17 protein-coding genes are annotated in these 17,740 nt (G+C 68.6%); 7 read left to right on the plus strand and 10 right to left on the minus strand.

The annotated features are described in order from the left end of the window. Positions 1 to 4: 4 nt before the first annotated feature. From SNAS_RS25200 to SNAS_RS25210, 3 genes are all read right to left on the minus strand, one after another. Positions 5 to 1,192, minus strand: a complete 1,188-nt coding sequence (locus SNAS_RS25200) for a right-handed parallel beta-helix repeat-containing protein (RefSeq protein WP_144300631.1) — start codon at positions 1,190 to 1,192, stop codon at positions 5 to 7. Positions 1,193 to 1,337: 145 nt separating this feature from the next. Next, complete coding sequence (locus tag SNAS_RS25205; protein WP_013020303.1) at positions 1,338 to 2,249, minus strand: helix-turn-helix domain-containing protein; 912 nt, start codon at positions 2,247 to 2,249, stop codon at positions 1,338 to 1,340. Between the two features lie 70 nt (positions 2,250 to 2,319). Continuing rightward, positions 2,320 to 3,102, minus strand: coding sequence for a YaaA family protein (locus SNAS_RS25210; RefSeq protein ID WP_013020304.1), 783 nt, complete (start codon positions 3,100 to 3,102; stop codon positions 2,320 to 2,322). Between the two features lie 152 nt (positions 3,103 to 3,254). Here SNAS_RS25210 and SNAS_RS25215 point away from each other — a divergent pair, with 152 nt between their 5' ends. Then, positions 3,255 to 4,283, plus strand: a complete 1,029-nt coding sequence (locus tag SNAS_RS25215) for a hypothetical protein (protein ID WP_013020305.1) — start codon at positions 3,255 to 3,257, stop codon at positions 4,281 to 4,283. Here the strand turns inward: SNAS_RS25215 and SNAS_RS25220 are convergent. Next, the gene (locus tag SNAS_RS25220; protein WP_013020306.1) at positions 4,280 to 4,477 is read right to left on the minus strand and encodes a hypothetical protein; all 198 of its coding nucleotides are present in this window, start codon (positions 4,475 to 4,477) and stop codon (positions 4,280 to 4,282) included. The two genes, SNAS_RS25215 and SNAS_RS25220, sit on opposite strands and share 4 nt — an antisense overlap. Positions 4,478 to 4,572: 95 nt before the next feature. On the opposite strand from SNAS_RS25220, the gene SNAS_RS25225 reads away from it, so the two are divergent. Further along, complete coding sequence (locus SNAS_RS25225; protein WP_013020307.1) at positions 4,573 to 5,487, plus strand: ion transporter; 915 nt, start codon at positions 4,573 to 4,575, stop codon at positions 5,485 to 5,487. Between the two features lie 38 nt (positions 5,488 to 5,525). Beyond that, positions 5,526 to 6,524: a GNAT family N-acetyltransferase gene (locus SNAS_RS25230; RefSeq protein WP_013020308.1), complete on the plus strand. Its 999-nt coding sequence runs from the start codon at positions 5,526 to 5,528 to the stop codon at positions 6,522 to 6,524. A gap of 46 nt (positions 6,525 to 6,570) precedes the next feature. On the opposite strand, the gene SNAS_RS25235 is transcribed toward SNAS_RS25230, so the two are convergent. Both SNAS_RS25235 and SNAS_RS25240 read right to left on the minus strand, forming a co-directional pair. Then, the gene (locus tag SNAS_RS25235; RefSeq protein WP_013020309.1) at positions 6,571 to 7,416 is read right to left on the minus strand and encodes an ABC transporter permease; all 846 of its coding nucleotides are present in this window, start codon (positions 7,414 to 7,416) and stop codon (positions 6,571 to 6,573) included. Continuing rightward, positions 7,413 to 8,387, minus strand: a complete 975-nt coding sequence (locus SNAS_RS25240) for a daunorubicin resistance protein DrrA family ABC transporter ATP-binding protein (RefSeq protein ID WP_013020310.1) — start codon at positions 8,385 to 8,387, stop codon at positions 7,413 to 7,415. The genes SNAS_RS25235 and SNAS_RS25240 overlap by 4 nt, the downstream gene beginning before the upstream one ends. A 64-nt stretch (positions 8,388 to 8,451) precedes the next feature. Here SNAS_RS25240 and SNAS_RS25245 point away from each other — a divergent pair, with 64 nt between their 5' ends. Beyond that, positions 8,452 to 9,123, plus strand: coding sequence for a TetR/AcrR family transcriptional regulator C-terminal domain-containing protein (locus SNAS_RS25245; protein ID WP_013020311.1), 672 nt, complete (start codon positions 8,452 to 8,454; stop codon positions 9,121 to 9,123). A gap of 42 nt (positions 9,124 to 9,165) precedes the next feature. After that, positions 9,166 to 10,488 (plus strand): phosphotransferase family protein, encoded by a 1,323-nt coding sequence (locus tag SNAS_RS25250; protein ID WP_013020312.1) that lies wholly within the window; start codon positions 9,166 to 9,168, stop codon positions 10,486 to 10,488. Here the strand turns inward: SNAS_RS25250 and SNAS_RS25255 are convergent. After that, the gene (locus tag SNAS_RS25255; protein WP_013020313.1) at positions 10,485 to 10,949 is read right to left on the minus strand and encodes a hypothetical protein; all 465 of its coding nucleotides are present in this window, start codon (positions 10,947 to 10,949) and stop codon (positions 10,485 to 10,487) included. The two genes, SNAS_RS25250 and SNAS_RS25255, sit on opposite strands and share 4 nt — an antisense overlap. Before the next feature lie 156 nt (positions 10,950 to 11,105). Here SNAS_RS25255 and SNAS_RS25260 point away from each other — a divergent pair, with 156 nt between their 5' ends. Then, positions 11,106 to 12,548, plus strand: coding sequence for an MFS transporter (locus SNAS_RS25260; RefSeq protein WP_013020314.1), 1,443 nt, complete (start codon positions 11,106 to 11,108; stop codon positions 12,546 to 12,548). Between the two features lie 2 nt (positions 12,549 to 12,550). Beyond that, positions 12,551 to 12,883: a VOC family protein gene (locus SNAS_RS25265; protein ID WP_013020315.1), complete on the plus strand. Its 333-nt coding sequence runs from the start codon at positions 12,551 to 12,553 to the stop codon at positions 12,881 to 12,883. A gap of 30 nt (positions 12,884 to 12,913) precedes the next feature. Here the strand turns inward: SNAS_RS25265 and dapB are convergent, their stop codons facing one another. The 3 genes from dapB to SNAS_RS25280 are packed head-to-tail and all read right to left on the minus strand — an operon-like array spanning position 12,914 to position 17,612. Next, complete coding sequence (dapB, locus tag SNAS_RS25270) at positions 12,914 to 13,693, minus strand: 4-hydroxy-tetrahydrodipicolinate reductase (RefSeq protein ID WP_041625167.1); 780 nt, start codon at positions 13,691 to 13,693, stop codon at positions 12,914 to 12,916. A 5-nt stretch (positions 13,694 to 13,698) separates the two neighbouring features. Then, complete coding sequence (locus tag SNAS_RS25275) at positions 13,699 to 15,099, minus strand: M16 family metallopeptidase (RefSeq protein ID WP_052305138.1); 1,401 nt, start codon at positions 15,097 to 15,099, stop codon at positions 13,699 to 13,701. 35 nt (positions 15,100 to 15,134) lie between these two features. Then, entirely contained in the window at positions 15,135 to 17,612 is a 2,478-nt protein-coding gene (locus SNAS_RS25280; RefSeq protein ID WP_013020318.1) for a polyribonucleotide nucleotidyltransferase, read from the minus strand. Between the last annotated feature and the right edge of the window lie 128 nt (positions 17,613 to 17,740).

The raw sequence follows: 17,740 nt of genomic DNA on the forward strand, positions 1-17,740 counted from the left end.
CACGTCACTCCCGGATGTTCCCTCCAGTGGCGACACGCTTCTTGCCATCAGCTGCCGGACACGGCTTACCACCCGGATTCTCCAACCCTTCCGGGCCCAACGACCACAGCGACGGCTGCTTACCCGCGTAATTCCCCTGCAAGCGGTTGTAATAGAACCGATTGCTCCACGACGCGCACTGCTGAGGAAGATTGTTCTCCACGGCGCAGGCGGTATCACAGAACTCACCACGGTAGTAGGAGATCAGCCCGGCGCGATGAATCACGTTCTCCTCCACCGCGTTGCCGTTGCTCTGATTGCGGAACTTGACCGGGTACCCACTGATATAGGAGAACTTGTTCCGTTCGATGACGTTGCCGGAACTATGGTGCGTCACGTACAACCCATGGATGTTCCCCGCATGGTCGGTGTTCTCGATGTTCACGAAGTGACTGTTGACAATCCGATTGTTCGACGAGTTCGTCAGCACGATCCCGCCGTAGCCCCACCTGCCGTTGGTCCACTTGTTTCCGATGTTGCGGAACTGCATCCCGAACACCACGTTGTTGTTGAGCCCCTTGGTGGGCTGGATGTGCAACGGCGGATCGTAGTTCTCGTCGGCCCAGTCGCGTTCGGAGTTGCCGAAGATCGACAGCCCGCCGTTGGAGTAGCGCTCCACCTTCAGGTAGTAGAAGCGCAGATTGCTGTCGCCGCCGTTGTACAGCGGGTCGTCCTTGTCCTGCGGCAGCCGCGGTTGCAGCCAGACGCCCGGGCAGTAGGAGCCGTCGCAGGTGGCGTTGCGGAATGTCGGCAGTCCGGCGATATCGCCAGCATCGTCCCCGGGTTCGTAGTCGATCGGCATGAACGACACCGAGTGCCCTGGCACGTAGAACCGCCACTCGTGGAAAGGCGTGGAGGTGTACGTGCCCTGCTTGATGCGCACCTCGACATCAGCGTCCGGACGCTCCTCGCTGAGAATCTCGTGCACCCGCGGCAGCGAGCGGACCGGAGTCTCAGGCGTGAGCCCGTCGTTGCCATCCGTCCCGCCCTCCCCCTTGGGCGCCATGTAAACCGCGAACGCGCCTTCCGTCGTCGCCACGTCGCCGGTTTCCTCCGCCGCGCTGGTCGCCACCGTCAAAACCGTGGCACTCACCGCGGCAACGGATACCGCCACCCCGAACCACCAGCGCCGCTTAGTCGATGTCATGGCCACGAGACCTCCATCCAAGGGGATCGATTCGCCACGAAACTACCGAAATCCCCCACCGAAGTCCCGCATCTGGCAGCAACGTGCCCGTGACGCAACGGGCCCCCGCCCCACATCATTCGCATGTGGAGCGAGGGCCCGGAAGCGATCGCTAAGCCGACGCGCGCAGCGCCGCGATGACCCATTCCATCGCCTGAACCATCGACGGCCGACCCGGCCATCCATTCAGGACGCCCAGCAGCGACCAGTACCGCTCCACCCGACGGTCGGTGAACGTCTCCAGGTCGTCGGCCAGCTTGCGTCGTTCGTCTCCCGCCAGCCCGGCGTCGAAGAGCCGGTCCAGCAGCTCCCGGCCCCGCGCCGAGGCGGGGTCGACGTTCTCGGCCAACGCGATGCCGGTCGCCTCGGCGAATTGCTCCGGGTCGTAGGGCGGCCCGGCCTGGGGTTCGTCGGTGTCTCCGGCGACGGCCATCTGCCGGACCCGGGCCTGGAAGTCCTTGTCGCTGACCAGTTCGGCCAGCTCCACCCAGGCGTCGACCTGCTCGGGGCTGGGGTCGTCGGGCAGTTCGGCGGGCAGCGTCCGCATGCCCTGCGCGATCTTCGCGCCCGGGGCCTGCGGGGACACGCCCTCGAAGGTCTTCTCCACGAACTCGTCGAGCAGTTGCTGTCGCTCGGCCGCCGACAGTTTCGCCATCTTGTGCATGATTCTCATCTCCTCAGTCGAACTGTTGCGGTGAGCGACCGATCGCAGCACGGCGCGCCGCACCTTGAGGGTGCGGATCTCGACGTCCAGGGCCCGCGCGTGCGCCGCCGCGACATCGGCCACAGTGGCCTGCCGGTGCAGCACCTCGCGCACCTTTTCCAGATCGAGGCCCAGCTCGCGCAGGGTCTTGACCAGGTCGAGGCGCGCCACCGCTTCGGCGTCGTACAAGCGGTATCCGGTGGCCGAGCGGGTCGTCTCGGGGACGACGCCCTCGTCCGACCAGAACCGGATCGTGCGTACGGCCAGTCCGGTGCGGCGGGCGAGTTCACCGATGGTGAACAGTGCGTTGCGGTCACTCACGGGATCAACCTTCGACCTTCCAGCCGGTGGAGAGTCAACGCGAATTTCTCGCGAATCCGTGTGTCTTGTCTCACAGTTCGGTGACGATGATGTCCACCCGGGACGCTTCGGCTTCCACGCGGTATTTCAAGTCCCGCAACGCTTCGGTGAACGAGGCCACCGAATCGGCCTCGACCGCCTCCCGCAGCAGCTCGGCGGCGAGCCGTCCCTTGGTGGCCTTGTTGAAGTGGCTGACGACGCTGCGGGTCAACTCGCCGCCGACCAGGCGTTCGTGCAGCACCCGCACCGCCGCGTGGCTGCCGGGCGCGGGGCGCCACATCGCCGCGTACGGCCCCGAGCGCAGGTCGACCAGGAACTGCCCGTCGAACTCGGCGGCCAGTTCCGGCTCCAGCTGCCGCCGCCAGAACGAACCCAGTCCGACCGGGCGTTTCCCCTCCACATGCGGCAGCGTCGCCCCCACCGGGCACCGGTACGCCGGGATCGGGTCGCCGGGCCGCACCACGCCCCACAATCCGGAGAAGATCACCACCCGTTCGTCGGCCCGTTTTCTGGCCGCGGGGCTGAGGTTGGGCAGGTCGAGGGCCTCGAACAGCACCCCGGTGTAGACGTGCTCGGCGGCAGCGGCGGGAGCGGTGGCGAGCTTCGCGTTGGCGGCGACGTCGCCGCGCAGCCGCTCCCCCAGCTTCAGCACCCGCATCGCCGCGTCGGTGTCGGCCTCGCACAACCGCACCAGCGCGTCCATGACCTGCTGCCGGGCCTGCCCCAACGCGGGGCGCAGCAGCCGTGGCAACGCCACCGGCGGCCCGGCCTCGGGGGTGGTCTTGCCCTCGGAGGGCGGCAGCAGTATCCGCACCGGTAACGAACCCCTTCCGTGTCGAAGTGAGACCAACAGCCTATGTGGGCTGGTACCCGGGTCTTGACTGGTGGCACACCCGTATAGTCGCTGCGGCCGATATAAGGTCACGATGTAGGTCCACCCAGCGGATTTGTTAAGGAGGCGAGACGATGAGTTCCCTGGACAGTCAGTCACCGACGACGTCGGCGACGGTTCACCAGTGGCGCCATCTGGCCAATCGCCACCAGGTCGGCTGGGGGGAGACCCTGCTGATCGCGCTCAATATTCACGGACTCTCCTCGCACGGAGACGGACCGGGCACGATCCGGCTGAAGGTGCGGCCCCCGGAGACCGAGGTCTTCCAGGTCGTCATCCCCACCGGCCGCGAGACCTCCCCCTTCACGATCGTCGACAAGGACCTGTGCGTGGACGGCACGCCGGTCGCCGAGGTCGTCGACGCCCGCGTCGACCACGCCGTCGGCGGCTACCTGCGGGCCGGTGGCCGCGCCGCCACCATCCACCCGTACGCGGGTTCCTCCGACGCCGGTTCGCCCGACACCCGGGAGGGCTACTCGCGGCTGCTGGCCGACCTGGCGATCTCGCTGCCCGCCGGACTGACGCTGGCCGACATCGACGAGGTCACCGTCTCGGCCTCGGCCTACAACAGCGAGTCCGAGGCCATCGACGACCTCGCCGACCTGCGCTCGGCCATGGCCGGGCTGGACATGAACGCGCGCATCGGTCTGCTGTCCTCGGTGGTCCGCTCCGAGACGGGCATGCAGAGGCTGGCCGAGGAGGTGGCTCCGTTCGCGCTGTTCCTGGACGCCGACTTCCCCGGCGGCGCGGAGGAGACCCCGCTGCCGGACGTGCTGGCCAACGCCCGCGCCTGCGGCCACGACACGTCCTTCACCTACACCGTCGGCAACGACCCGCTGGACGTGATGCGCGAACAGCTGCTTCCGTTGGCGCAGTACACGACCGTGTGGCCGTCCCTGTTCATCCTGCAGACCCCCAGCAGCGACGAGGACGGCGCGCACATCGCCGAACCCGAGCAGCGGCTGGACTTCTTCCTGCAGGCGCGCACCATGCTGGAGCGCATCTTCGCGCCCACGCCGCTGGTGCCGCAGCCGTGGCGCTGCTACCGGGGTCTGTGGTACCGCGAGCACGCCGGCGAACCGCTGCCCGGTCCCTGGATCTAGCGCGGCGCCGACGAGGAGGACGATCCGGGCGGATCGTCCTTTGTCGAGTAGTGGTAGCCGAGCGCCAGCAGCAGCGCGATGAGTGCCGCGATGAACGCGTAGCGGCGCAGCTTCCAGCGGGACCGTGGTGACACGAACCACACGATCGCGGCGAGCAGCATGCCCATTCCGATAAGGACGTAGAAGTTCTCCATGGGGGCTCTCTTCGCTGCGGGGCTCGGCTGTCATTGTCCACCGGACGCGCGCGTCGGGCGAAGCACCCCCGCCGCGGCGTTTGTACGCTACGAGCATGCCGAGCCGCCGCCGAATCGTCCCCGTGCGCATGGACACGACGAGTCCCGACCCGTCCCTGCCGCCGGCCCCGGACATTCCCCCGCAACCGCTGGCCCGGATGTGCCACCGCGTCGCCTACGCCCCGTGGTTCCAGTGGACGTCCACGGCGGTCATCGTGCTCAACGCCATCGTCATCGGTGTCGGCACCTACCAGGAGGCGACGGCCCAGTTCGGGTGGCTTTTGAACCTGCTCGACGAAGCGTTCCTGATCTACTTCGTGGTCGAGCTGGTGATCCGGATCGGCAGCTTCGGCACCACGCCGTGGCGGTTCTTCCGCAAGGGCTGGAACATCTTCGACTTCATCGTCATCGCCGCGGCGCTGCTGCCGGGCATCCGCGAGAACGTGACCCTGCTGCGGCTGGTGCGGCTGGCCCGGACAGTGCGGTTGATGAAGGCGTTCCCGTCGCTGCGGATCCTGCTGACGGCGGTGGCGCGCAGCATGCCGGGCGCGCTGGGACTGCTCGGCGTGTGCGTGGTGGTGCTGTACCTGTACGGGATGGTCGGCTGGATCCTGTTCGCCGAGGCCGAACCCACCGAGTACGGTTCGGTCGGCCAGGCCGCGCTGACCCTGTTCGGACTGTTGACTTTGGACAACGTCGGCGAGGTGGTCCGGGACGGCATGGAGGTGACGGCCTGGGCGGTGCCGTACTACGTGTCGTACATCTTCCTCGCCGGTTTCATCCTGGTCAACCTGCTGGTGGGTGTGGTCATCACGTCCATGGAGGAGGCCCGCCAGATCGAGGGCGCCCAGACCAACTTCCGGTCCCGGGAACCGGAGACCTCCGCCGACACCGCCGAGATCCTGGCGCGGCTGGAGGCGCTGCAACGCAGCCTCAACGAGCTCCAGTCCCGCGACGATTCCCGAAATTGAGGTGCCCGTCCCGGGGGCCGCTGTTAGCGTCGGCGACCATGGAGATCAAACGGGTTGACCCCTTCGACACCGAGGCCGTCGCGGCCTGGCACGCCGCCTGGGCGGCCGGGGCCGGAGCAGGACGCGAAGACCCACCGATATGGACGGTTCCGGAGATCACCGCGACCCTGCGGGACGACAACCCGGATCGCAGCCTCATCTGGAACGCCTTCGCCGCCGTCGAGGACGGCGTGGTCGTGGGCGCCGCCGACATGCAGTACCCGACGAAGGACAACCCCACCCTCGTCGAGATGGAGATCGACGTTCCGCCCGAGCACCGGGGCCGGGGTGTCGGCAGCGCGCTGTTCGAGCACCTGGCCGCACAGGCGGCCGAGCTGGGCCGCACCAACATCATGACCTCGGTCAATCAGCCGATCGGCGCGCCCGAGGTACCGGGGGTGGCCTTCGCTACCAGGCACGGTTTCACCCGCCGCAACGTCGAGTTGCGGCGCGTCCTCGACCTGCCGGTTCCCGCCTCGATTCTCGACGAGCTGGCCGCCGAGGCCGAGCCCCATCTCGGCGGTTACCGCGTCGAGACCTGGGTCGGGCCGTGCCCGGACCGGTACGCCGAGCAGTACGCGCACCTGAAGTCGCTGCTGATGTCCCAAGCGCCCATCGGGGACATGGACTACGAACCGGAGGTGTGGAACGTGGAGCGGCTGCGCGCCGACGAGGCGCTGACGGCCAAACAGGACCGCACCCTGCTGACCGCGATCGCCGTGGCGCCGGACGGTTCGCTGGCCGGGCACACCCAGCTGGCGGTCCCCACCCACGACCCTCGGACCTACCAGTGGGACACGCTGGTGCTGCCCAAGCACCGCGGCCACCGGCTGGGACTGGCCCTCAAGGTCGCCAACCTGCGCGTCCTGTGCGAGAACTTCCCCGACCGCAAGACCAACCTCACCTGGAACGCCGAACAGAACGGCCCCATGAACGCCGTCAACGAGAAGCTCGGCTTCCGCGCCGTGGAGCGCCTGGAGGAATGGCAGCGTTCCTGATCGACAGCTGGACGGGGCACCCGTGTCCATGGGTGCCCCGTCGGCGTCAGTCGGTCCGGTCGAAGGCCGCGATCGCCGCGGCCAGCACCACCCCGGCGCACCCGACGGCCACCAGCACCTGAACCGCGACCGGCACCTGCCAGCCCCACCAGTCGATACCGGAGTCGACCGTCGCCGTGGCGCTCGCGGGCAGGTCGAGGCTGCCGTAGACGACCGAGCGCATCGGCTGCACCACATAGGTCAGCGGGTTGAGTTTCGTCAGCACCGCGAGCCAGCCCGGCAGGTTCGCCATCGGGAACAGCGCGCCCGACAGGAACATCATCGGCGTGATGATGAGCTGCATCGTCGGCATGGCGGACTGGATCTGCTTGACCCGGGCCGACAGCAGCAACCCGATCGCGGTCAGCAGGAACGAGCCGACGAACAACAGCGCCAGCAGTTCCAGCAACAGCAGCGGGTGGTACGGCACCCCCACGAATCCGGCCAGCACCAGCAGGACGACACTCTGCACGGTCGCGGTGGTGGCGCCGCCGAGGCACTTGCCGACGATGATGGACGCCTGCGACACCGGCGCCACCAGCATCTCCCGCAGGAACCCGAACTCGCGGTCCCACACCAGCGAGATGCCCGCGAACGCGGCGCTGAACAGCACCGACATCGCCAGCACGCCCGGGAACAGGAAGGTGCGGAAGTCCACCGCGCCACCGGTGTCGACGACACTGGCCAGGCCGGTGCCCATGACGAACAGGAACAGCACCGGTTGCAGCAGCATCGCCAGCATCCGGGTGGTGTCGTGCCGGAACCGGATCATCTCGCGGCGCCACACCATCGCGGCGGCGCGGGTCTCGTGGCTGAGTCGCCCGGGGTACTGGTGTATCGCGATGGTCGTCATCGCCGTCCTCCCATCATCGCCAGCGCGCCCTTCGTGCCGCCGGTCTCGGCGTCGCGCAGGGTGCGTCCGGTGTGTGCCATGAATACGTCGTCGAGGCTGGGCCGGGTCACGGTGACGCTGTCGATGCCGACGCCGAGCTCGGTGACCAGCCTCGGGATGAACTGCGCGCCTTCGGAGACGGCGAAGGTCACCTGGTGCTCGTGGGTGGCGGCCTCGATGCCGAACCGCTCCGCCAGCCGAACTATCGCGGCCGCGTCGTCGGCGGTGCGCAGTTGGACGCGGTCGGCGCCGACGCCGCGTTTGAGCGCGTCGGGGGTGTCGGTCACCACGATCCGGCCGTCGTCGATGATCGCGATCCGGTCACAGTGGTCGGCTTCGTCCATATAGTGCGTGGTGACGAAGATCGTGATGTCCTGGGTGCGGCGCAGCTGTCCGATGTAGTCCCAGATGGCCGCGCGGGTCTGTGGATCCAGCCCGATGGTGGGTTCGTCGAGGAACAGCACCGACGGCGCGTGCATCAGGCCCCGGCCGATCTCCAGCCGCCGTTTCATGCCGCCGGAGAAGGTCTTGACCGCGTCCCGACGCCGGTCGGCCAGGTCGACCATCTCCAGGACGACGCCGATGCGTTCGCGCAGCAGCGAACGCGGCATGCCGTACAGCTCGCCGTGGAAGGCCAGGTTCTGCTCGGCCGTCAGGTAGGCGTCCAATGTGGGTTCCTGGAACACCAGCCCGATGGCGCGGCGCACCGCCGCCCGGTCGCGGCCGACGTCCCACCCGGCGACCTCGGCGGTGCCGGAAGTGGGTGTCGACAGCGTGCACAGGATCTTGATCGTGGTGGTCTTGCCCGCCCCGTTGGGGCCGAGGAAGCCGAACATCTCCCCCTTGCCGACGTCGAGGTCGATGCCGCGCACCGCCTCAACGGAGCCGAAGCTCTTCGTCAGTCCGCGTACCCGGACCGCCGGTGTCGTCATGATCTTGCCTCTCTAACGGTGTTTGAGAAGCCCATGATGCCCTAACACTGTTAGAGTGTCAACCATGAGTGTGACCAGGGATGACATCGTGCGCGAGGCCGTCGAGCTGCTCAAGCAGGACGGCCTGGACGCGTTGAGTCTGCGAAAACTGGCCGCCCGGCTGAAGATCACGGCCCCGACGCTGTACTGGCACGTGGCGAACAAGCGCGAACTGCTGGACCTGGTGGCCGAGGAACTGGTGCGGGCGCAGCGTGAAACCCAGCTGCCCGAACCACCGCCGGGCCAGCCATGGTGGGACTGGCTGCGACTTCGCCTGTGGGACATGTTCGACGCGCTCATCACGATCCGCGACGCCCCCCGGGTGCTGGCGGGCAACCGGCCGCGGCTGGAATCGTTGAGCCACATCGACCAGACCCTCAAGACGCTCATGGACGCCGGCCTGCCGCCCGCCGACGCGCAGCAGGCGCTGTTCACGCTCGGCTCATACGTCGTGGGTTCGGCGATCGAATGGCAGGCCGAGGCCGACCGCGCCCGCGAGGGCATCGGCATCGACGCCGAGGTGGTCACGGCGATCAAGAGCGGCGAGTTCCCCCACATCGAGATCGCCATGCGCGGCGTCAACGAGCAGCCGCCCGAGGCCACCTTCGGGTTCGGGCTCGACCTGCTCATCGACGCGCTGCGCGCCCGCTACGCGCCGGACCACGACCGCGACACCCCGCTGTCCGTCGAGTCGTAACGGGTTGGCGGCCCCCGCCGCGACCGGGTACCGTTCCGGCTCGTGCTTCCTGTCGACATCCGCGCCCTGGTCCCGCATCCGGAGGGCACCGCCGTCTGGGTCATCGAAACCGACGGCGGCCTCGCGCTGCCGTCCGTCACGATCGACGCGGACGGTCCGAACGACGACCTCGCGCCGAAACTGGCCGCCTTGGCCAAGGCGCACGGCATCGACTCGCCGTTCCTGCGCCGCGTCGGCCTGACGAAACACGACGGACGCGACCTGATCCTCAAGGAGTTCGAACCGCTGCCCGCCACCGGCAGACGGTGGCTGCCCTTGGACGAGCTGGCACGGCTGGACCTGCCCGAGGACCTGCGGCCCGCCCTGGCCACCTGGACCGCCTACCAGCGCGGCGCGGAATACCCCGAGTTCCGGCCCGCGTGGACCCGCCCCGGCTGGCATGCGAGCACCCGACGGTGGCTGACCGACCAGCTGACGCGGCGCGACATCGAGCCCGTCGGCGAGCCGACGCTGGTGCAGCAGTGGGCGATCTCCTCGGTGTTGAAGCAGCCCACTCGCGAGCACGGCGACCACTACCTCAAGTCGGTGTTCGGCAGCCCCGGGCGGGCGTTCTGGCACGAACCGGCGCTGTCGGCGACCCTCGCCCGCGAGCACCCCGGCCAGGTCCCTGCCGTCACGACGATCGACTCCGACCGGGGCCTGATGCTCATGCCCGACATGGGAATCACCTACGTCGACGAATTCCCGGTCGAGCGCTGGGACGGCGGCCTGCGGGTGCTGGCCGAGATCCAGCGGCACTGGGCCAACCGCCGCGACGAACTGCTGGCGTTGGGCTGCCCCGACCGCGACTTCGCCACCACCGCCGACCAGCTCGCCGCCGCGCTGGCGGATCCGCTGTTCGCCGACAAACTCGACCCTGCCGTCCACAAGCGAGTCTCGGAGCTGATGCCGCGCTGGCGTCAGCTGCTACTGGACGCGACACAGTGGCCGGTCCCGCTGTCCCTGTCGCACGGCGATTTCCACCCCGGCAACGTCGGACTGCGCGCCGACGGCAGCACCTGCGTCTTCGACTGGTCGGACGGCGCCTGGAGCCACCCGTTCCTGGACGTGGAGGTCTACGTCCGCAACAGCGGCGAGGCCCAGACGCGACTGTGGGACGTCTACCTGGACCACTGGACCGACTACGCGCCGCTTTCCGAACTGCGGCAACTGATCCCGTCGGTGAACCTGCTCGGACTGCTGTACCGCACGGTCACCTACCACGGCCTGTTGACCAATGTCGACCCCGACGATCGGTTCGTGTTCGGCGAGTTCGCCGAACTGCACTGGACCAAGTCGCTGGAAGCCTGGGACGCGATGGCCTAGTCGGCTGACACGGTGGCGTCCTCGGCGGCGTCCTCATCCTCGGTGTCGGCGGCCGAGTCGATCGCCTCCTTGCAGAACGCGGCCAGGTCGATCGGCCCCAGGAACCGTTCGGTGATGATGGAACGGATCACCAGCATGCTGATGTCGAACAGGTCGTCGCCGTCGATGGCGTCGAACTCGTCGTAGTCCCCCAGGCCGCCACGCAGCACCGCCGTGACGTCCTCGGTGTCGGCCAGCGCCGCCGCGTCCGGGTACTTCCGCCGCAGCTCGGCGGCGAACACGGTCAGCAGCCGCTCGTCCTCGACCTCGCCCTCGTACTTCATGTCCAATGCGTCCACAAGGGCCGACAACACCACCGCCAGCGCGTCATCGGAACCCAACCGTCGCAAGGCATCGGCGGGGATCTCCGCGTCCTCGGTGGCGATCGCCTCCAGGATTGTCGTAGCGTCGGCTCGGTTCACGGCTGCTCCTCGGCTGCGGGTGGCGTTGCCCCGAAACGGTAACAGCCGCACTGTGGGCCGCCTCACCCGTGATGGCACGGACAAACCCCTCGAAGGAAAACGTTTTCCTTGATAGTGTCGATCTCGGTTTCGCCCGCCCCCGGAAAGGACCTCCCCATGACAGCCCCCGCCGCCGTGACAGCCACCTCGACGGCGGACGGCGGCGCGGCGAGACGCGGGCCGATGCTGGCCACCCTGCTGATCGCCTGGTTCATGGCCCAGTTCGACTTCTTCGTCGTCAACGTGGCCGCGCCCTCGTTGTCCCACAACCTGAACGTCACCCCCGCCGCCCTGGAACTCGTCGTCGGCGGCTACGCCTTCACCTACGCGGCGGGCATGATCACCGGCGGACGACTGGGCGACCGGCTCGGCCACCGACGCATGTTCGTCTACGGCATGGCCGCGTTCACCCTCGCGTCCGTCCTGTGCGGCCTGGCGATGAACCCGGGGCAGCTCATCGCCTTCCGGCTGTTGCAGGGCCTGACCGGCGCGGCGATGGTGCCCCAGGTCCTGGCCCTCATCACCGCCACCTTTCCGGTCGCCGAGCGCCCCAAGGCCCTGGGCTGGTACGCGCTCACCGGCGGCCTGGCCTCCATCTCCGGCCAGGTGCTGGGCGGCCTGCTGGTGGACGTGAACCTGTTCGGCCTGGAGTGGCGCACCATCTTCCTCATCAACCTGCCCATCGGCCTGCTCACGGTCCCGCTGGCCCTGAAACTGTTGCCCCGCCACACACCCGGCGCCCGCATCGGCCTGGACCCGGTCGGCGCCATCGGCATGGCCCTGACACTGGGAGCGGTCCTGGTGCCGTTGGGTCTGGGCAACAGCCAGCACTGGCCGCTGTGGACCTGGCTGAGCCTCGGCGCGGCGGTGCCGCTGGCGGTGTTCACGGTGTGGTGGCAGCGCCGCCTGCACCGCGGCGGCGGCCAGCCGGTGCTGGAACTGGCGCTGTTCAAGGTGAAGACCTACGCGGCCGGAATGGCCGCCGGAGCCGCGTTCATGGTCTACTGGGCCGGGTTCATGTTCACCCTCGCACTGTTGCTCCAAAGTGGCTACGAGTTCACGGCTTTCCAAGCCGGACTGTGCTTCCTGCCGATGGGCGTCCTGTTCTCCACCGCCGCGCTGGCGGGCGGCCGACTGGTGCGACGGTTCGGGCTGCGGGTGCCCCTCACCGGCTCCATCATCGTCCTCATAGGCCTGTTGGTCGCGATCGCCGCCATGTGGACCTCCACCGACGCGGCGAACCTGCCGCTGCTCATCGTCGGCTTCAGCATCATGGGCACCGGCAACGGACTGCTGCTGCCGCAACTGGTCAGCGCCTCGCTGACCGAGGTGCGCCGCGAGCAGGCGGGCATCGGCGCGGGCATGGTCGCCACCAGCCAACAGTTCGCCCAGGCCGCGGGCGCGGCGATCCTGGGCGCGGTGTTCTTCGCCGTGGTCCACAACCGCGAGGGCCTGGCCGCCTACGACACCGCGATGGAACGGGTGCTGTACATCGACCTGGGGCTGCTGGCCGTGGTCGCGAGCCTGGTCATCTACCTGCACCGTCATGCGAAACTGTGACCATGGTGACCATCGGATCGATAGTTCTACACGTATCGGACAACATCCGGGCGGCCGAGTTCTGGAAGGGCGCGCTGGGATACGTCGCCCTGCCGAACAACCCGGACTTCCTGGCCCCGGCCGACGGCAACGGCCCCCGGCTGCACCTGGACGAGGACGACCGCACCCACCTCGACCTGTACGCGGCCGACAAGCGGGAGCAGGAGGCCGAGGTCGAGCGGCTCATCTCCCTGGGCGCCAAGCGCGTCGACTGGGACTACCCCGACGGCGCCGACTTCGTGGTGCTGGCCGATCCCGACGGCAACCTGTTCTGCGTGATCGACACCAGCCACTAGCCACGGCCGATCCCCGCCGACGGCGGCGGCTCAGTCCAGCAGCGAGTCGATGCCAACCGTCAGGCCCGGCTTCGAGCGCACCGCGCGGGTGGCCAGCAGCACGCCGGGCATGAACGAGGCGCGGTCCACCGAGTCGTGCCGCAGCGTCAGCGTCTCACCGGCACCGCCCAGGATGACCTCCTGGTGGGCGATCATGCCCGCCGAGCGCACCGCGTGCACCTTCACGCCCTCGACGTCGGCGCCACGGGCCCCGTCCAGGGCCTGGGTGGTGGCGTCGGGTGAGGCGCCCAGCCCGGCTTCCTTGCGGGCCGCGGCGATGAGTTCGGCGGTGCGGGTGGCGGTGCCGCTGGGGGCGTCGACCTTGTTGGGGTGGTGGAACTCCACCACCTCGGCCGACTCGAAGTGCTTGGCCGCGGCCTGGGCGAACCGCATCATCAGCACCGCACCGATCCCGAAGTTGGGGGCGATGATCGAACCGAGTCCGGGTTTGGCCGACAGCCAGTGCTCCACCCGTTTGATCCGCTCGGGTGTGAAGCCGGTGGTGCCGACGACGGTGTGAATGCCCTGGTCGATGCACCAGTGCAGGTTGTCCATGACGACCTCGGGGCGGGTGAAGTCGATGACGACCTCGGCACCGGCGTCGGACATGTTGAACAGCCAGTCCCCCACCTCGACCATCGCCACCAGTTCCATGTCCGGCGCCGCGTCGACGGCCTTGCACACCTCGGTGCCCATCCGGCCGCGAGCGCCCAGGACACCCACGCGGATGGCGTCGGGGGCGACCTCGCTCATCGTCTCCTCATCAAGCATGGTCGTCAGGATACGTGGCCGGAAAAATCGGACTCGGTGAACGGACCGGCCACCGCCAGCGAACGGGGTCGGCTCAACACGACGGCCGCCAGTTCGGCCACGTCGGCCAGGGTCACCGCGTCCACCTTCGCCAGGATCTCGTCCACCGTCAGCTTGTCGCCGAACAGCAGTTCACCCCGGCCCAGCCGGGCCATCCGGGAACCGGTGTCCTCCATGCCCAGGACGAGTCCGCCCTTCACCATTCCCTTGCCGCGCTTGAGTTCGGAGGCGGTGACACCGTCGGCGGCGATCTCGGCGAGGACCTCGTTGGTCAGTTCCAGGACCCGGTGGGCGTTGTCGGGGGTGCACCCGGCGTAGACGCTGAACAGTCCGGTCTCGGCGTATTCGGACGTGGACGAGAACACCGAATAGGCCAGCCCCTCGTCCTCGCGGATCCGGTGGAACAGCCGCGACGACATGCCGCCGCCGAGGATCCCGCCCAGCACCTCGAAGGCGAAGCGGCGCTCGTCGCGGCGGGCCAGCCCGTGGCAGCCCAACACCAGGTGCGCCTGCTCGGAGTCCCGGGTCGCCACCCGCAGCCGCGTGGGAGCGGGCGGCACCGTGGCGGTCTCGTCCCGCAGCGGCGCCGGTTCGGCGTCCACGTCGGACAACAGTGGCGCGAAGCCCTTCTGTACCAGCGTGACGACCTGCTCGTGATCGACGTTGCCCGCCGCGGCCACCACCATGTGCGGGGCGGTGTAGCGCCGCTTGTAGAAGCGGTGGATCTGGTCGCGGTCCATCGCCTCGATGCTCGCGGGGGTGCCCGAGATGTCGTGCGCCAGTGGATGATCGCCGAACATCAGGGCCGCGAAGATGTCGTGCACCTCGTCGCCGGGTTCGTCGCGCTGCATGGCGATCTCCTCGAGGATCACGCCCCGCTCGGTCTCGACGTCGTCGGCGTCCAGCTTCGAGTCGGTGATGACGTCGGCCAGCACGTCGATGGCCAACGGCACGTCCTCGTCGAGCACCCGCGCGTAGTAGCAGGTGAACTCCTTGGCCGTGTACGCGTTGGTCTCACCGCCGACGGCCTCGATCTGCGCCGATATGTCCAAAGCGGACCGGCGGTTGGTTCCCTTGAACAACAGGTGTTCCAGGAAGTGCGAGGCCCCCGACAGCTGCTGCGACTCGTCGCGGGAGCCGATGCCGACCCACACGCCCACCGAAGCGGAACGCATGGCCGGGATCGACTCGGTGAGAACGCGAAGCCCGCCCGGCAACACGGTGCGGCGCACCGTGCCGCCCAGCGGGTCGTCCGCGAGCGTTCGTGTGAAAGCGCGGGTCATACCGAGGGGCCTACTCCCATTGGCGGATACGGATACTGGCTCAAACGCGTGACGCCCAGACGGCGCCTGGCTCTGTCGAACCATGCTCTCGTCTGGGCGCCACGTCAGCGTTTCAGCTTTTAGTCTTCCTCGGTGCGCCGCTGGCGGCGCCGACGCTGCCGGGGCTCGCCCGAACCGGCGTCGCCCTCGGCCGACTCCGAGACGACCTCGGCCTCGGCGGGCTTGGACTCGCGCGGACCACGGTCACCGCGGTCGCCACGGTCCCCGCGGGGTCCACGGTCGCCCCGGTCGCCACGCGGGCCACGGTCACGGCCGCCGCCCTCACGGCCACGGCCACGGTCGCCCTCGCGTCCGCCACGGTCGCCGCCGGAGGGACGCTTCGGCGGCTCCTGGCCTTCGGGGTAGACCTTGTCCAGGTAGATCTTGCCGCGACCGTCCACATCGGCGATCTCGACCTCGATCTTGTCGCCGACGTTGAGGACGTCCTCGACCTTGTCGATCCGCTTGCCGTCACCGATCTTGGAGATGTGCAGCAGACCGTCGCGGCCGGGCACCAGCGAGATGAAGGCGCCGAAGGCGGCGGTCTTGACCACGGTGCCCAGGAACCGGTCGCCGACGTTCGGCAGCGTCGGGTTGGCGATGCCGTTGATCATCGCGACCGCGGCCTCGGCGGCCGGGCCGGTGGTCGCACCGATGTAGATGGTGCCGTCGTCCTCGATCGAGATGTCGGCGCCGGTCTCCTCGGTGATCGAGTTGATGGTCTGACCCTTCGGGCCGATGACCATGCCGATCTTGTCGACCGGGACCTTGACGGTGGTGACGCGCGGCGCGGTCTCGGCCATGGCGCTCGGCTCCGCGATCGCCTCGGCCATCACGTCCATGATGGCCTGGCGGGCGTCGTACGCCTGCGACAGCGCACCGGCCAGCACGTCGGACGGGATACCGTCCAGTTTGGTGTCCAGCTGGAGCGCGGTGACGAAGTTGCGGGTACCGGCGACCTTGAAGTCCATGTCGCCGAACGCGTCCTCGGCACCGAGGATGTCGGTGATGGTGACGTACTCGGTCTTGCCGTCCACCTCGTCGGAGATGAGGCCCATGGCGATACCGGCGACCGGGGCCTTCAGCGGCACACCGGCCGCCATCAGGCTCATGGTCGAGGCACACACCGAACCCATCGACGTGGAACCGTTGGAGCCCAGCGCCTCCGACACCTGCCGGATCGCGTACGGGAACTCCTCGCGGCTGGGCAGCACCGGCACGATGGCCCGCTCCGCCAGCGCGCCGTGGCCGATCTCGCGGCGCTTGGGCGAACCCACGCGGCCGGTCTCACCGGTGGAGTACGGCGGGAAGTTGTAGTTGTGCATGTAGCGCTTCTTGCTGACCGGCGACAGCGTGTCGATGGCCTGCTCCATGCGCAGCATGTTCAGCGTGGTGACACCCATGATCTGGGTCTCGCCGCGCTCGAACAGCGCCGATCCGTGCACTCGCGGCAGGATCTTGACCTCGGCCGACAGCGGCCGGATGTCGCGGGTGCCGCGACCGTCGATGCGCACGCCCTCGGTCAGGACCCGGCGGCGCACCAGCTTCTTGGTCAGCGACCGCAGCGCCGAACCGATCTCGCCCTCGCGCTCTTCGAACTCACCGGCGATCTTCTCGACCAGCGCGGCCTTGATCCGGTCGAGCTCGGCCTCGCGCTCCTGCTTGTCGGCGATGGTGAGCCCGGCGGCCAGCTCGGTGCCGACCTCGGCCTCGACCCGGGCGAAGACGTCGTCGCCGTACTCGGGGAACAGCGGGAACTCCACGGCCGGTTTGGCCGCGACGCCCGCCAGCTCACGCTGGGCGCGGCACAGCTCGGAGATGACCGGCTTGGCGGCCTCCAGGCCCGCGGCCACGACCTCCTCGGTCGGCGCGACCGAACCGCCGCCGATCAGCTCGACGGCCTTGTCGGTGGCCTCGGCCTCGACCATCATGATGGCCACGTCGCCACCCTCGACGACCCGGCCGGTGACGACCATGTCGAAGGTCGCGGTCTCCAGCTGCTCCAGGGTCGGGAACGCGACCCACTCACCGTTGATGTTGGCGACGCGGGTCGAGCCCAGCGGGCCCTGGCACGGCAGCCCCGACAGCGCGGTCGAGGCGGAGGCGCCGTTCATGGCCACCACGTCGTACGGGTGGGCCTCGTCGAGGGCCAGCACGGTCTCGATGACCTGGACCTCGTTGCGCAGCCCCTTGATGAAGCTGGGACGCAGGCCGCGGTCGATGAGACGGCAGGTGAGGATGGCGTCCTCGCTGGGACGGCCCTCGCGGCGGAAGAACGAGCCGGGAATGCGTCCGGCGGCGTACATCCGCTCCTCGACGTCCACCGTCAGCGGGAAGAAGTCGAAGTGCTCCTTGGGGTGCTTGCCGGCGGCGGTCGTGGACAGCACGACCGTGTCGCCCAGCTGCACCAGGACGCTACCGGCGGCCTGCTTGGCGAGGCGTCCGGTGGAGAAGGTGATCTCGCGCTTCCCGTGCGCCCCGTTGTCGATTACCGCGGTCGCGGTGTGTTCACCCAGCGCCGCCACCTCGGGCGTGCGGGTGCTTTCTTCTGTGGACATGTTTGTCTACAGCTCCTTTGTGTCATGGCACGTGATTTCTCGGAGCTGTCTTACGGCCGGTCTTCGATCGAAGCGCACGGGCGGTATGTTCCGCACCCGGGCGCCACTACCGAGGACCGGATCGTCAA

This window comes from Stackebrandtia nassauensis DSM 44728 (genome assembly GCF_000024545.1).
Taxonomy (GTDB): Bacteria; Actinomycetota; Actinomycetes; order Mycobacteriales; family Micromonosporaceae; genus Stackebrandtia; species Stackebrandtia nassauensis.

Coding starts and splice junctions, on each gene's coding strand:
- SNAS_RS25215 (WP_013020305.1), top strand. CDS start 3,255: ATGAGTTCCCTGGACAGTCAGTCACCGACGACGTCGGCGACGGTTCAC.
- SNAS_RS25220 (WP_013020306.1), bottom strand. CDS start 4,477: ATGGAGAACTTCTACGTCCTTATCGGAATGGGCATGCTGCTCGCCGCG.
- SNAS_RS25225 (WP_013020307.1), top strand. CDS start 4,573: ATGCCGAGCCGCCGCCGAATCGTCCCCGTGCGCATGGACACGACGAGT.
- SNAS_RS25230 (WP_013020308.1), top strand. CDS start 5,526: ATGGAGATCAAACGGGTTGACCCCTTCGACACCGAGGCCGTCGCGGCC.
- SNAS_RS25235 (WP_013020309.1), bottom strand. CDS start 7,416: ATGACGACCATCGCGATACACCAGTACCCCGGGCGACTCAGCCACGAG.
- SNAS_RS25240 (WP_013020310.1), bottom strand. CDS start 8,387: ATGACGACACCGGCGGTCCGGGTACGCGGACTGACGAAGAGCTTCGGC.
- SNAS_RS25245 (WP_013020311.1), top strand. CDS start 8,452: ATGAGTGTGACCAGGGATGACATCGTGCGCGAGGCCGTCGAGCTGCTC.
- SNAS_RS25260 (WP_013020314.1), top strand. CDS start 11,106: ATGACAGCCCCCGCCGCCGTGACAGCCACCTCGACGGCGGACGGCGGC.
- SNAS_RS25265 (WP_013020315.1), top strand. CDS start 12,551: ATGGTGACCATCGGATCGATAGTTCTACACGTATCGGACAACATCCGG.
- dapB (WP_041625167.1), bottom strand. CDS start 13,693: ATGCTTGATGAGGAGACGATGAGCGAGGTCGCCCCCGACGCCATCCGC.
- SNAS_RS25275 (WP_052305138.1), bottom strand. CDS start 15,099: ATGGTTCGACAGAGCCAGGCGCCGTCTGGGCGTCACGCGTTTGAGCCA.
- SNAS_RS25280 (WP_013020318.1), bottom strand. CDS start 17,612: ATGTCCACAGAAGAAAGCACCCGCACGCCCGAGGTGGCGGCGCTGGGT.